At 45.4% G+C, this 15,889-nt stretch carries 9 protein-coding genes; 2 read left to right on the top strand and 7 right to left on the bottom strand.

Annotated elements, in window-relative coordinates:
• Positions 1-32 precede the first annotated feature (32 nt).
• The 5 genes from BN161_RS22525 to BN161_RS22545 form a co-directional block, all read right to left on the bottom strand.
• Positions 33-1,361, bottom strand: a complete 1,329-nt coding sequence (locus BN161_RS22525) for a RagB/SusD family nutrient uptake outer membrane protein (RefSeq protein WP_044270436.1) — start codon at positions 1,359-1,361, stop codon at positions 33-35.
• Between the two features lie 20 nt (positions 1,362-1,381).
• A complete protein-coding gene (locus BN161_RS22530; protein ID WP_044270438.1) occupies positions 1,382-4,648 on the bottom strand; it encodes a SusC/RagA family TonB-linked outer membrane protein in 3,267 nt (1,088 codons plus the stop codon).
• A 154-nt stretch (positions 4,649-4,802) separates the two neighbouring features.
• Positions 4,803-7,430 (bottom strand): zinc-dependent metalloprotease, encoded by a 2,628-nt coding sequence (locus tag BN161_RS22535; RefSeq protein ID WP_044270441.1) that lies wholly within the window; start codon positions 7,428-7,430, stop codon positions 4,803-4,805.
• 439 nt (positions 7,431-7,869) lie between these two features.
• Positions 7,870-9,051, bottom strand: a complete 1,182-nt coding sequence (gene dnaJ, locus BN161_RS22540; protein ID WP_044270443.1) for a molecular chaperone DnaJ — start codon at positions 9,049-9,051, stop codon at positions 7,870-7,872.
• A gap of 10 nt (positions 9,052-9,061) precedes the next feature.
• Positions 9,062-9,694, bottom strand: coding sequence for a nucleotide exchange factor GrpE (locus tag BN161_RS22545; RefSeq protein WP_044270446.1), 633 nt, complete (start codon positions 9,692-9,694; stop codon positions 9,062-9,064).
• Between the two features lie 218 nt (positions 9,695-9,912).
• Between BN161_RS22545 and BN161_RS22550 the strand changes: the two genes are divergently transcribed.
• The gene (locus BN161_RS22550; protein ID WP_044270448.1) at positions 9,913-11,526 is read left to right on the top strand and encodes an ABC-F family ATP-binding cassette domain-containing protein; all 1,614 of its coding nucleotides are present in this window, start codon (positions 9,913-9,915) and stop codon (positions 11,524-11,526) included.
• Positions 11,527-11,613: 87 nt separating this feature from the next.
• On the opposite strand, the gene BN161_RS22555 is transcribed toward BN161_RS22550, so the two are convergent.
• A complete protein-coding gene (locus BN161_RS22555) occupies positions 11,614-12,678 on the bottom strand; it encodes a leucine-rich repeat domain-containing protein (protein WP_044270451.1) in 1,065 nt (354 codons plus the stop codon).
• Positions 12,679-12,833: 155 nt separating this feature from the next.
• On the opposite strand from BN161_RS22555, the gene BN161_RS22560 reads away from it, so the two are divergent.
• On the top strand, positions 12,834-13,736 hold the full coding sequence (locus tag BN161_RS22560; protein WP_044270453.1) for a CPBP family intramembrane glutamic endopeptidase: 903 nt from the start codon (positions 12,834-12,836) through the stop codon (positions 13,734-13,736).
• Here the strand turns inward: BN161_RS22560 and BN161_RS22565 are convergent.
• Positions 13,675-15,801, bottom strand: a complete 2,127-nt coding sequence (locus tag BN161_RS22565; protein ID WP_044270455.1) for a Tex family protein — start codon at positions 15,799-15,801, stop codon at positions 13,675-13,677. The genes BN161_RS22560 and BN161_RS22565 overlap by 62 nt on opposite strands.
• Positions 15,802-15,889: the final 88 nt, after the last annotated feature.

A 15,889-nucleotide genomic window follows, 5' to 3' on the forward strand; every position in this document is an offset into this window, starting at 1 on the left:
CCCTCACATTTCAGTGCACCCCTCTTTTTGTATTAATTAGCCAACTCCGGATTAGCCGCTATTGCTTCTCTCGGAATCTGAATTGTATAACGCGAATCGTCTTGTTCCAAAACATAAGTTCCTCCTTTGAGCACTTTCTCAATACGAGGTCGGGTAGTGCGGCGTAAGTCGAACCAACGATGACCTTCGAAAGCAAGTTCACGGGTACGCTCATTCAGAATCTCTTGTATCAAGGTTTCTTTATTCATTGCGTTGACCGCAGTTGCTTTAGCTGCATAAGCTTCCGGAGTATAGCGTTTCTGCATTAACTCCAGCAGCCGGGTACGTGCCTGGGGCAGTTTGTCCGATTGTGCTGCTGCTTCTGCCGAATTCAGATACATTTCACTTACGCGGAAGGAACAACGGAAATCATCTCTTCCACTCTTCTGGCTGAAACGATAACCATTTTTGTCAGCCGGTTTAAAGTAGGCATCCAGTCGCAAATCTCCTTCTCCGTATGAAGATGCTAAAGCTTCGGAGAGAACCGCTGCCTGAGTGTAGTTGGAGCTCATGCCGCGTTCCAAGGCTGTGATATTCTCTACAGACTGATAGTGGTTTGGCAGCATAAAGGCTTCGTCATTGAAATCTTCCAGACTATTTTTCTCGGCAAGAACAACCTCGGCAGCTTTATATGCATCATCCCATTGTCCCATATATAATAATACGCGGGCACGCAGAGCTTTTACAGATAGGGTTGTGAAGCGATAAGAGAGTTTTTGCTCCCAGGCATCCTTATTAATCAGCTTCTCTGCTTCATTGATATCCGAAAGTACAGCCTCGTAAATCTGTGCAACGGTATTTTTCTTCAGAATTTCGTTGATATCACTGTTCAGCTTCAGTGGCACTGCTTTCGTTTCTAACGCTCCCGGACGGGTATAAGGCTGTCCGTAGAGATTTACTAACAGGAAATGCATGTATGCACGGAGCAGATAACATTCACCGATTAATTGGTCGATGTCCTCTTCGCTTCCTTCATTGATTGAGTTCCGCTCTTCTATGGTATAGTTTGCGGTGAACATGATACTATAAAAGTTCTTCCATTCAAAGGAAGTAGTCTGTCCCGGAGCACTGAAGTCATCCCAACACTCTATTTTACCGTAACGGTCCTGTTCCCAACTATCATCTTTTACATACAGTTCATCAGAACGGAAGCAGGCGAGTCCTCTGGCATCGGGAACGTTTTTATAAGCTGTGGCAATCAGCGCTCTGTACTCAGCTAAGGTCTGGGGTATCACTTTTCCCGTAGGCTGGATATCCAACATATCGCAAGCAGTCAGCAATACTACACTGCTCATCAATAACATGATATATATCTTTCTCATTGTTGTTACTCTCTATAAAATTAAAAAATCAAGTTCAAGCTTAAGGTCACGGACTTGGGGGCCGGTGTTGCATAAGCATTGGACATGGTTTCCGGATCGAGATAGTTTTTGTAGCTTGAGCCGAATACCAATAAGTTGCGTCCCTCTATGGCAACTGTGGCGGAAGTCATTCCCAACATGCGGCTGAAGTTAGTAGGCAATGTATAGCCCAACCGAATATTTTGTAGTCTCACATAGTTTAGGTCTCTGATCCAAATATCCAGGTTACGGTATATTTCATTCTGATTTGAATACCACATATATTCGTCCAAACGTTCCTTCTGACTCAGCAGAACCGGGAAGATCGTTTCCGTATTTTCCGGAGTCCAACGATTCAAAATATCACGGTTCGTGTTACGTCCTTTGTCGAAATCAACGATAGAGTAGGTGGGTTGACTGCGTACCTTTCCACCGAAGTCGAAGCTGAAGTTGACACCCAGTTCAAAAGCCTTGTAGGTGAAAGTATTATTGAAACCGCCTGTATAAGGGCAGTCAGCAGTACCGACATACGTGTAAAGTTCACGACGCTCGCGGGCTGTCAGGTCGGTTGCTCCGAATCCCCATTCCTGAAGTTTAAAGAATTCCATGGCCGATACGGCTTTTCCGTCTTTGTCTTGGAACATCGGATAACCTTCTTCATCCAGCCCGGCTGTTTTCAGGGCAAACAAGGCTCCTACGGGATAACCTTCACGTCCCGGTTCCAAGGCATCTTCACGCAGTGCTTCTTTCAGCACCTTATTGTTGTTGTATGCGAAGTTGAAGTTAGTGGTCCACATAAAATTCTTGGTGTGGACATTGCGTGTGCTGAGAGCGACCTCGACACCTTGATTTCGCATACTGGCCCAGTTGACGGTCAGCATTTCGAAACCTGTTTCCAGAGGTAACATCTGGGTTCCGATCAAATCTACACCTTTTCTGTAGTAGTAGTCCACACTCAGGTTGATAGCCTGATTCAATACAGCAAAATCAAATCCTGCATTTACGGAATGTGTTTTCTCCCAGCGCAGTTTTTTGTTTGGTGCACCGGAAACGTCAATCATATCTTCTGAACCTCCCGGCAGGATATTCTCAATTCTGTAATTTCCCAAAAGGAAAGGAGAGGTGTTCTTGTCAATGTTTCCCTGCAAACCGTATGATGCACGGACTACCAGATTATCTATCCATTTGGCACTTGCCATAAAAGGTTCTTGGGAAATGCGCCACAAACCACTGACTGAATATAATGGCAGATAGCGGTACTTCTTGTCTACACCGAAAAGGTCGGAACCGTCGAAACGGATACTTCCGCCCAATGTATAGCGGTTCAATAAAGAATAAGACAGGGTTGAGAAAGCGGACACATAGGCGTTCTCCACATGGCCCTTCTCATGTAACTTGAATGCCTGGCTCTCTTCCGGGAATATAATAGGCTTTGTTGTCAGCGTTTTACGGTCAAATCCATAACCGGCACTGTATAGCTTTTCTTCCCATGTCTTCCGGATTTCCGTTCCTACCATTGCTTCGAACTCATGGATGTCGTTGTAGGTATCTCGATATTCTCCCATCGCTTTCCAGGTGAGTTGGGACAATGAATTTTCGTTGGCCTTATGGAATCCTCCGGCGGGTAGGTAAGTTACACCATTGCTGCGGTGATTCTTTTTTTCCTTACGCATAGCAAAAGATTCTTCGTCGGCAATCTTCTCGATGGATGTTTTATCAAGTTGTAAACCGAGCTGGGTGGTAAACTTGAATCGGTCGTCAAAACGCAACTCTGCATCAAAGATAGATGAGAGACCATTGATAGTGGTTTCGTTGGTGGTGTTTTTTAGTTCTTCAAAAGGGTTGAATCCAAAGTCCATATCCACATCATTCTCCACGTCAATGTCGTAGTTGTAATTACCGTTTTCGTTGTATGGCGTGAAGTAAGGGTTAGCCAGACGAGAATAGAATATCGGATTGGTTAAACCATCCGAATCCGGCAGATAACTTGAATTCTTACGGCGGTTGGCAAACATAGAGGCACCTACTTTCAGAATGCTGTTCACTTTATAACTGGTCTTCATCACTAAGTTCAGACGTTCGGCAGATACATTCGGAACGTTACCATTCTCTTTCATATATCCGAAAGAAGTATAGTAAGTTGCCTTTTCACTACCACCGGAAAGAGACAGGTTATACTCTTGTGTGAATGCGTCGCGGAAGAGAATATCACTCCAGTCTGTGTTTGTTGCCTTCAGTTTATTTATTGCGCTTTGAGCATTGGATGACAAGGCGTTCCAACCTCCGTCTTTGAAATTGTTGAGTTCTCCCAACCCGGAGATAATGCGGTATACCTCGCCTTTGGTTTCCCTGTATGGATAACCGGATGCCAGTAAGTCAAGCTCCAGACCTACTTTCTCTTCTGAGTTCAACAGGTTCAAACGGTCTATATTCAACTTCGGAGAATAGGTCAGTTTAGTGGAGAAGTTAATAACCGGTTTGCCCACTTTACCTTTCTTGGTAGTAATCACGATTACACCATTGGCAGCACGGGCACCGTAAATGGCAGTCGCAGCAGCGTCTTTCAGAACGGTGATATTATCGATGTCGGCAGGATTCAGACCGGCAATAGCGGTTTGACCTATGTTATCGATGTCTTTCAGTACTTCCATATTGGGGATGTTCGTTCCTTCCAATGGAATACCGTCCAGCACCCACAAAGGGTCTTGCGTACCATTCAGAGAGGATGTACCGCGAATACGGATTTTGGCAGGAGCACCCGGAGTACCGGAAATGTTGCTTACGGAAAGTCCGGCAATCTGTCCGGCCAATGCTTGGTCTATACTCTTGGTTGCACCCATCATCTGATCCGAGATATCGATCTTCGATACGGCAGCCGTCAACTTACGGCGTTCCACAGTCTGATATCCCGTCACAACTACCGCATCGAGCATGTGGGCGGAAGGTTGGAGAGTGATATCATATTTATTCTTGCCCGGTATGAGCTTTACTTCCAGTACATCATAGCCGACATAACTACAATAAAAACGAGTAACTCCCTCCGGAATGGAGATGGAGAATTGACCGTCAATATTAGTAATGACACCAATGGTGGACTGATTATTCCCAACTTTCTTCAAATCATCGGCTGTCACATAGACAGAAGCGCCGATGAGAGGCAAATTATCCTCAGAAGAGATGACTACACCCTCTACCTGCCGGTTTGCGGCAAGGGCGTACGTGAACGTTCCTATTAGTAATAGGAATGCGACAGATAAGCGTCTTTTCATCCGTTAAAATAATAAAATTAATACTTAAATTGAAAACTGGTTTTTAGCTAAAAGTTATAAGCTACGAGCTACAAGTTGCTGCGCTATTATGCCGAAAGGTACTTGTAGCCTGTAGCTTGTAGCTCGTAACTAGATTTAGCGCATAGCGCTAAATCTAAATTCCTAACGCCGTGTTGATACGGAGAATCATGTCTTTATAATGATATTTGGTTGCCACATCTGATGTTCCCAGGCGACTTTGAAGCAGATCCTTGATTCGCAACAGTTCACCTCGCTTCACGGAAATGGCATCTGAGATGCGGTTCAGTTGAGAGCCGTAGAAGTTCAATTCGCGACGGGCACCCATCCGGTCTGCATCCAACGAGCGATGAGCATGTTCATCACAACTGCAAAGCGGTAACTGGTTATCCAGCAGGAAATGATTGTCCATAAGCTTCTTGTTGATTTTTACCCCTTCGCTTTCGGCAGCAGCCGTAATCAAGGCATCCAGGAAATTTTTCTGCAAGGTGCGTGTCATGACGTCAGGCAATGCTCCCCGTTCCGTTGTGGCAAAAATGCTGCGATGTAAACCATCCATCAGTTCTACGGCAGTAAAAGCCTTTTTACCATTTACCGCTTCGTTTTCAAGCATACGTACCAAGCGGTTGTTGGATAAAAGATCCCACAGAATATAGGACTGGGCATTCTTCAATATCTGCGTCGGTGCATTTTCTACAATACCCAGCGGAGTGTTACGAAGCAGATAGGTATATTCACCTACTTCTGTGTCGAATAACCACTTCGGATAAGTCAGCACTTCATCCAGCAAGAACTTCAGGGCAGCTTGTTGCTTTTCTTTTTCTACAAAAGTATAAGTCTTCTGTCCGTCACCCACAATTGTATTTTCTATATAGATACCACCGATGTTGGCGAGTACATGATACAGATAGTTATTCCATTGATTGATTACGGCATAGTATAAGCGGGAAGCTTCTTCATAAGTCTGTCCTTTTTCTCCGGTCGTCGTCCATTTTATAATTTCGGGAACGATCCGCTTTAGGTTTGCAATACCATATTGGGAAGAACGTACAGCATCATCACCCAGATCTTCGTTCTGTGCACGGGGATCTACGGCATCACGCACATCCTGCGCTTCGCTGTATTTATACAGACGGTCGGTATGGCGGCTCAGGAAATCATAAAGTAAATCCTTTTCTTCTTCCGGATTTTCTTTTCCATACCAACGGTAACCGTATTCGATGGCAAAGATATCGTAAGGACCGATATGCGGTGAAAGAGCGGTTATTCCGTCACCGGGTTGTGCCACGTAGTTGAAACGGGCATAATCCATGATGGAAGAAGAGGTCGAATTCATCCGGTCGGTGAATGACTTGGAGCGTAAGGAATCGGTGGGGAATGCCCATGATCCCATCATATTGTGGCGTAACCCTAAAGAGTGACCTACTTCGTGGCAGGCTACAAAACGCATGGCGTCTCCCATCAGTTCATCGGATAACTTGATGCCGCGGGCTTCCGGGCGTACAGTACCTGTTTGTACGGTGATCCATTCCTGAAGCATATTCAGTACATTGTGCCACCACATGATATCCGCTTCCAGGATTTCCCCTGATCGGGGGTCCAGAATAGACGGTCCCATAGCGTTTGCTTTGGTGGAGGCTGCATAGGTCAGTACGGAGTAATTCACATCATCCATATCTACCGTCATGCTGTCGGTGATCTCTTTAGCGATAATGGCATTCTTGAATCCGGCACGTTCAAATGCCACTTGCCAGTCTTCAATACCTTGTTTGATATACTTACGCCAACGATACGGAGTAGAGTTTTCTATATAAAATACAATCGGTTTAGCCGGTTCCACCAATTCGCCACGCAGATAACGTTCGCAGTCTTCCGGTTTAGGCTCCAGACGCCAGCGGGTAATGAACTGTTGCTTGCTGACCCGTTGTTGTCCGTCGCTATAGCTGAGCAAAGGATTGGTAAAGTACCCAACACGAGCATTATCCAGTCTACCGGTCATAGGTGTTTCCGGCAGTAGCATCAGTGAAGAACTAACTTCAACGGTTACGTAGACGGAAGTTGTTCCTTCGGTCACTTTCGTTGTCAGCTCGGACGTGGCCACTACATTATTCTCGAATGCTTTGATGGAAAGGATACGTGAAAGGTTTTTGATGGAAGACGTTCCCAGATTAATATTGGTAAATACGTTGTTGATACTCGTCTCTGTTCCATCATAAATATCATTCACCTTGATAAGCATCGTCGTAGAGTCATTATTGAATGCCTCAATCTTGAAGCCGGCTATCAATGGCGAGATGTAGTTGTCACGTACTGACTGGCTGATTGCGTCTCCGGCAGGAGCGAGGGGGAGAGGGCGGCTTTGGCGGATAAGCAACTTATTCGTCGCCTTATCCTGTTCGAAGCGTACCATTTGGTTTTCATAATTCGTACCACGGTTCACTCCGGCCTCGTTCAGTTCGGAAGGAACGCGTTGGAGCTTGTTCACTACCAACATATCCCTGCCCAATAACTTCACCGGTACCTCAAAATAATAGTCGTTCTTTTTCTGGTACACATTGAACATACCACGGTGAATGATGCTACCGTCTCCGGTCAGTTTCTCGTACTCGTTTTTGGATTTAACACTGTCGTTTGGTTCACTCTTCTTTTTCTTTCGGAACCATCCCATAGAATCGGGTGTAGAATCTACAGCATACGCCATCACAGGTTCACACATCAAGGCGCCTGTAGCCACTGTAGTTAGCAGAATTGTTTTTAGTCTCATCAGTTATATCAATTATCATCAGGTTACCTATTCTACTCATAGAATTAAGTATCGGCAAAGATAGTAAAACTATCTATGTTACCAGATGAATAGGGTTAGTTTTGACGTTTTTTCTTTTATAACGCAAAGAATCTTTCAATTATAAAAAAAACAGTATCAGTTAAAGCGGAAAGAAACGAATCAAATGATAATCTGTACTATCTAAATTCTCCTCCTCCCGGGAGGAGGAGTACCCCAACGGGGGGAGGTGGTAGGTGAGAAAAGAATTCCTAATTGATATGATTTATAGGTATTTCTTGCTTTACCTGCCACCCCGCCCTTTGGGCACCCCTCCTCCATCGGAGGAGGGGAATTGAGATACTCCGACTATCACACTGATAAATTCCCATCTAACTCATATCCCTTCCGATATGAATCTATTTTTCAGTTTAAAGTCAGCTTAGTCAAACAAACTCTTGAACTTCTTGAAAATCTTTTCCTTAATCGAAGTATTGGGTTTGAAGTTATCCGAGCTTTCCATTTCTTCAAGTGCTTTTTTCTCGTCTTTGTTAAGTGCTTCCGGTACATATACGCTGACATTTACCAATAAATCTCCCGTACCGTATCCGTTTACACTTGGCAGACCTTTTCCGCGTAGGCGGAGCACTTTGCCCGGCTGTGTACCCGATTCGATCTTTACTTTCACCTTTCCGTCAATGGTTGGTATTTCTACCGCACCACCTAAAGCGGCTGTCGGGAAGCTGAGGAGCAGGTTGTAAATCAAGTCATTTTCGTCGCGAATCAGTTCTTTGTCTTGTTCCTCTTCTACAAGAATCAGCAAGTCGCCTGGAACGCCGTTGTGCTTTCCGGCATTTCCTTTGCCGCTCATAGAAAGCTGCATGCCTTCCATTACGCCTTTAGGAATATTTACGCTTACCACTTCTTCGCCGTAAACGATACCTTCTCCGGCACATACCTTACACTTATTCTTGATGATTTTACCTTCACCGCCACAAGTCGGACAGGTGGCACGTGTCTGCATCGTGCCAAGAATTGTCTGTTGGTTACGGATTACCGTACCGCTACCTTTACAGGTTGAGCAGGTTTCCGAACCACCGTTACCCTCAGCCCCTGAACCGTGACAGTGATCACATGCAACGTACTTTTTCAGTTTGAATTTCTTTTCTACTCCGGTAGAAATCTCTTTCAGATTCAGTTTTACTTTTACACGCAAATCCGAACCACGGAAACGCGGGCGTTGTGAACTTCCGCCTCCGAATCCGCCTCCGAAACCACTGAATCCGCCTCCGAAGCCACCGCCACGTCCACCGAAAATATCTCCGAACATAGAGAAGATATCATCCATAGACATGCCCTCGCTGAAACCGCCGAACGGTCCACCGTTTCCGGCAGCACCACTCATTCCGGCATGACCGAACTGGTCATAACGGGCACGCTTGTCCGCATTGCTTAGTACATCGTAGGCTTCTGCCGCTTCTTTGAATTTTTCTTCCGCCACTTTGTCACCCGGGTTCTTGTCAGGATGATATTGAATGGCTTTTTTGCGGTAGGCTTTCTTAATTTCTTCTACCGATGCTGTCTTTTCGACTTCCAGTACTTCGTAGTAATCTCTTTTTTCCATATATATTATGTTATTCTCCTACCACCACTTTGGCATGGCGGATTACTTTGTCGTTTAGCGTGTAGCCGGTCTGTACGCAATCCAGGATTTTCCCTTTCAGGGATTTGTCCGGTGCAGGGATAACGGCGATTGCTTCGTGAAAATCGGTGTCAAGAGGTTTGTCTTTGGTCTCAATCACCTTCACACCGTCCTGTCCCAATACAGACATGAACTTATTATAAATCAATTCCACTCCTTCTTTCACGGCTGCTACGTCTGTGGCAGTTTCCATGTTTTTCAGAGCGCGTTCGAAGTCGTCTACAATAGGAAGAATGCTGCTGATGGTTTTTTCGGCACCGTTCAGAATCAGCTCGGCCTTTTCCTTCATGGTACGTTTGCGGTAGTTGTCAAACTCGGCGGAGAGGCGCAGATATTTATCTTTCTGCTCTTCTATCACTTTGTTTGCTTCTTCCAGTTCCTGGGCAAGCTTTTCCTCTTCTGCCGGAGCTGCACTGTCCTGTGCGTCCTCCTCTTGAATTTCTTCATTTTCCGTGGCTTCATCCTGCGTAGCTTCGGACATTAACTCTTCTTCGTTGATGTTTTCTTTTTCTTTCGGGTCCATATTTCTATTCTTATTATACTTGTAAAAAGGATTTGTTTTCATTGCTGTCAAGGGTTTAAGTTAGTATATCGCTCTACTAACAAAAACTTTGCCAAATAGGCAGCATTTGTCTAAAACGCCGCAAAGGTAATACTTTTATGTCAGATTGACAGCGCATTTCTACGAGTATTCATGGAAAAATGCCTATCTTTGCACCCTGTGGTGAATAAAAAAGCGACTCATTCGTATAAATTGTAAATCGATAAATAGTAAATAAATCAATGATTACAGTCTCTAATGTTTCCGTACAGTTTGGAAAAAGGGTGTTATTTAATGATGTAAACTTGAAGTTTACAAGTGGAAACTGCTATGGTATTATCGGTGCCAACGGTGCCGGAAAATCTACTTTCCTGCGTGCTATATCCGGTGATTTGGATCCTACGACCGGTTCTATTATGTTAGGTCCGGGCGAACGCCTCTCGGTATTAAGCCAGGACCACTTTAAGTGGGATGCACTTACGGTAATGGATACCGTGATGATGGGGCATACTGTTTTGTGGGATATCATGAAGCAGCGCGAAGTGCTTTATGCCAAAGAAGATTTCACGGATGAGGACGGTTTGAAGGTTTCCGAATTGGAAGAAAGATTTGCGGAACTGGACGGCTGGAATGCAGAAAGCGATGCGGCGGCTTTGTTGAGCGGTCTGGGCATTAAAGAAGATAAGCATTATGTGCTGATGGGTGACCTCAGCGGTAAGGAGAAGGTACGTGTGATGCTGGCACAGGCTTTGTTTGGTAATCCGGATAACTTATTGCTGGATGAGCCTACCAATGACCTGGATATGGAAACCGTGATGTGGCTGGAAGATTATCTGGCTAATTTTGAACATACGGTGTTGGTTGTGAGTCACGACCGTCACTTCCTCGACTCTGTCTGCACGCACACAGTAGACATCGACTATGGTAAGATTAACCTGTTTGCCGGTAACTATAGTTTCTGGTATGAATCAAGCCAGTTAGCCCTCCGCCAGCAACAGAACCAGAAGGCTAAGGCAGAAGAGAAGAAGAAAGAGTTGGAAGAATTTATTCGCCGTTTCAGTGCCAATGTGGCGAAGAGCAAGCAGACTACCAGCCGTAAGAAGATGTTGGAGAAACTGAATGTGGAAGAAATCAAGCCTTCTTCGCGTAAGTATCCGGGCATTATCTTTACTCCCGAGCGCGAACCGGGTAACCAGATTCTGGAAGTTTCCGGACTGACCAAGACTTTGGAAGACGGTACTGTGCTTTTCCGCGATGTAAACTTCAATATAGAGAAAGGGGATAAGGTGGTGTTCCTTTCCCGCGATCCCCGTGCCATGACTTCATTGTTCGAGATTATAAATGAAGAAATGAAGCCGGATGCAGGAACTTTCAGTTGGGGTGTCACTATTACTACGGCATATTTGCCGCTGGATAATACCCGGTATTTCAATACGGATCTGAATCTGGTGGACTGGTTGAGCCAGTTTGGTGAAGGAAATGAAGTTTATATGAAGAGCTTCCTGGGCCGTATGCTGTTTTCCGGTGAAGAGGTTTTGAAGAAAGCAAGTGTGCTGTCGGGAGGTGAAAAGATGCGTTGTATGATTGCCCGTATGCAGTTGCGCAATGCCAACTGTCTGATTTTAGATACTCCTACCAATCATCTTGATTTGGAGTCCATCCAGGCATTCAATAATAACTTGAAGACGTATAGAGGTAATATCCTGTTCTCTTCTCATGACCACGAGTTCATACAGACCGTTGCCAACCGTATTATCGAGCTGACTCCGAACGGTATTATTGATAAGATGATGGAATATGACGAATACATCACTTCTGACCATATTAAGGAATTAAGAGCTAAGATGTACAGTTAAGCTACGAGTGACGAGCTACAAGCTACGAGTTGCTGCGCTATTATGCCGAAAGGTACTTGTAGCTTGTAGCTCGTAGCTTATCGCTTGTCACTTATAAATCAGCTTATTCCTTCTGTCTTCTCCGAACAGGCTATCCCCCAAAGTCGTAATCTTGTTTCCTGTAGCTACTACATAACGCAGGTTGTCACATCCCATAAATGCACCATATTCGATGGCAGTCACTCCGGCTGGCAATTCAAGCGTACCGCACAAGCGACCGCATCCACTGAATGCACGTTGTCCGATACTTTTCAAACCTTTGGGAAGCTGGATGCGCAACAGATATTTTTTCTGGGTAAAAGTATATTCGGGAATAACCGTAGTGTTACTTTTGCTCAGATCAACAGCCACAAGATTGGGCATATAATCACGTATTACGGTGAAGTCAGCTTCGTCCAGTTTTCCTTCTACGGTCAGGAAATTCACATCTTTCGGTTGCAAGCCCGCAGCCACTAATTCACTGGCAAGACTTCCCATTAAGCCTACTTGTACGAAAGCCTCTACAGGTTCTCCCTCTATCACGGCAAAGGTTTCCCAATGCTTCTTGCCACGGTAGGAGTCGCTGCTACCCAACGGAACGAAAATGGCCGTTATGCTATCTGCCAAAGCGGCCGGTAATAGGTTGGGAGCAGTCTTCTTTCTCAACTGGCATATTTTCAGATTTTCGCAACCCTTGAAGGCCGCGTCTTCTATGTTCTTGATTTTCTCTGAAAGAATAATTTTCTGGAGAGTTGCTTTTCCGGTGAAAGTACTGTCGCTGGTCTGCTGGCAGAATGCATAAGCCGGTACACAGTTGGGCGGATAAATATAGAAACGGTCGGGGTAAGTGCCGCTTTTACCTGCGTATGTACTGATGGATGCGTTGGAGATATCCAGCACTTTCAGATTCTTGAATTCATCGCGCAGATGTTTGAAGTCAATGGCATTTAGTTTTCCGGTCAATGTAAGATGGGTGACGCTGTTGGCTTCATCCTCAGTGAGCATGGATACCAGAGTGCCGGGCTTGGCTACAAAAAAAGTTTTATTATTGGCTGGTGTACCTGCATTTTGTGCAACTGCTGCGTAAGTACATGCAGCCAGCATTATAGTGGCTAATGTTCGTTTTAGTTTCATGACAGTAATAGATATGTTTAGACAAATATACGCTTTTTGTAGGAATTTGCTTTCTATTTTTAATTTTATAGGTATTTTTGCCGGGGTATTAACATATAGCCTACATAATTCATACGCAGAAGTTAGAGGAATTAAGCAGGATAGAAACTAAGGATATGGAATCAATGAACGAGAATATAAATATTACCCCGCAAGAGTCGAAACTTGGCATTTATCTGGTTGTTGCAGCAAAAATTATCGTTTATATACTTTTGATGCTGGGATTTGCCGGAGTATTGGGAGCTGTTTGTATCAAAGCGGTCTCTTTTTTTAAGATAGATGGAATTTTGAAAGAAGTTGTCATGCAAAGTAGTTTTCTGGCGGGAACTTTCCTGGCGGCCTGGGTTCTGCTGAAGAATTGGGACCACCTTCCGATTACAGACTTGGGCTTATCCCTGAAAGGGCGGGCTAAAGACATCTTCTGGGGTACATTCGTTGCCTTGGCTATCTATGCTGTCGGATTTGGAATATTATATGGGCTGGGAGAGGTTGAAATTGCTGCCGTACACTTTAGCGCATACGATTTTCTGCTGTCTTGGATATTAATGTTGCTGGTTGCTCTTGCAGAAGAGATTGCCTTTCGCGGTTTTGTCCTGGGGCATTTGCTGACCGCAGGTGTCAATCGTTTTGTGGCATTGTTTCTTTCGTCTGCATTGTTTTCCCTGATGCATATTTTTAATCCCAACTTTTCTCTGATCGCTTTTCTGAATATATTGTTGGCAGGGATTTTAATAGGTTCTACCTACATATATACGCGTAATTTATGGTTTCCTATCGCTTTTCATCTTTTCTGGAATTGGCTGCAAGGTCCGATTCTTGGTTTCGAAGTAAGCGGAGGACGATTAGGCGGTACTTTATTGTCTTTAGAATTACCGGAAGAGAATATCATCAACGGCGGTGCATTCGGTTTCGAAGGTTCTGTCCTGTGCACCGCGTTGATGATTATTGCTATTGCGATTATTCTGAAATCAGCTTCAAGGCAATCCGCTTGCGGTCCATATCCACACTCAGCACCCTGACCCGGACATGCTGGTGAATAGAGACAATCTCATTCGGGTCTGAAACGAAACGGTCGGCCAGCTGCGAAAGATGGATCAGACCATTCTCTTTGATACCTATGTCGACGAATGCGCCAAAGTTGGTGATATTGCCTACGATACCGGGGAGTTCCATACCTTCGCGCAGGTCGTTGATGGTGCGTACATTCTTGTCGAACTCGAAAATCTTTATCGGACCTCTCGGGTCGCGTCCGGGTTTTTCCAATTCTTGCAGAATATCTTTTAATGTCGGCATACCCACGGTAGGAGTGAGGTATTTCTCCGGTTTTATTTTCAGGCGGAGCTCCTTGCTGGCGATAAGTTCTGCTACGCTGCATCCCAGGTCTTTTGCCATCTGCTCTACGATGCAATAACTCTCAGGGTGTACGGCCGTATTATCCAAGGGGTTTTCAGCCTGTGGAATACGAAGGAAACCGGCGCATTGTTCAAATGCTTTGGCTCCCATACGCGGTACTTTCATCAGTTGCTTGCGGGAGGTAAATGCACCGTTTTCCGCACGATAGTTCACGATGTTTTGTGCCAGCTGAGGGCCTAAACCGGAAATATACGTCAGCAGGTGGCTACTTGCCGTATTCAGATTTACACCAACCAGATTTACGCAGCTTTCTACGGTCAGATCCAGTGATTTTTTTAATTTCGTCTGATCCACATCATGCTGGTATTGTCCCACGCCAATGGACTTCGGATCTATTTTCACTAATTCCGCCAATGGGTCCATCAGGCGGCGGGCAATAGATACGGCTCCACGTACCGTGACATCGTATTCAGGGAACTCATCCCGGGCAATTTTGGATGCGGAATAGATAGAGGCGCCCTGTTCGCTCACCACAAATACCTGAATATCCTGTCTGAAAGTTTGATGTTTCAGAAAATCCTCGGTTTCACGACTTGCGGTTCCGTTGCCTACGGCGATGGCTTCTATCTGATAAGCTTCCACCATTTTTTGTATTTTGGATACAGCCTCTGCGGTTTTGTGCACCGGAGCATGCGGATAGATGTTCTCATTGTGGAGCAGATTGCCTTGTGCGTCCAGGCATATTACCTTACAGCCTGTACGGAAGCCCGGATCAATGCCCATTACCCGTTTTTGTCCCAGCGGGGAAGCGAGCAATAGCTGGCGCAGGTTCTGGACGAACACCCGGATGGCTTCTTCATCGGCCTGCTCCTTGCTTTGTGCGGCAAACTCAGTTTCGATGGACGATTTCAACAGGCGTTTGTAGGCATCCTGTACGGCCTCCGCCACTTGTTCTCCGCAAGCGTTGTTGCTACGGACAAAGCGGCGTTCCAGACGCTCTACACATTCCTCGTCATCAGGACTTATGCTGACTTTCAGCAGACCTTCGGCTTCGGCACGACGGATGGCGAGCAACTGGTGCGAGGTACATTTCTTCAGTGGTTTACTGAATTCGAAATAATCCCGGTATTTATCTGCTTCGGTTTCTTTTCCTTTCACTACTTTGGCGGTGATGACGGCTTGCCGGGAGAAGGCAAAACGCACGGTGTTGCGTGCCTGTTCGTCTTCACTGACCTGTTCGGCAATGATGTCCCGTGCCCCTTTTAGTGCGTCTTCGGCATCTTTCACTTCTCCTTTGACGTATGCTTCCGCACGTTTCTCGGGGTTGGGTTCCCGTTGCAGCATCAGCAATGTCGCCAGTGGTTCCAGTCCTTTCTGGCGGGCTACTTCCGCACGTGTGCGGCGTTTGGGTTTATAAGGTAGGTAGATGTCTTCAAGAACGGTGCTGTCCCATGTTTCATCAATACGTTTTTGCAGTTCGGGAGTCATTTTTCCCTGCTCGTTGATGGTGTTGATGATGGTCTCTTTCCGTTTGGCTGTTTCGTTCAGCTTCTCATAGTGTGTTTTGATGGCTTCAATTTGCACTTCATCCAGTCCGCCGGTAGCTTCTTTGCGGTAGCGACTGATGAAGGGAATGGTAGCTCCGTCTTCCAATAAATCGAGTGTATGGCCGATTTGCTTCTCGGAAATGCCGAGGGCGGCGGAAATCATGCGATGGAATAACTGTATCATGTTGAGTTGTTTTTGAATAATGAGGGTCAAAGATACGAAAAAAGAATAAAAGATATCTCTGTAGCCGAAAAACATATTATTTGTCTCC

Source organism: Bacteroides timonensis (assembly GCF_000513195.1).
Lineage (GTDB): Bacteria > Bacteroidota > Bacteroidia > Bacteroidales > Bacteroidaceae > Bacteroides > Bacteroides timonensis.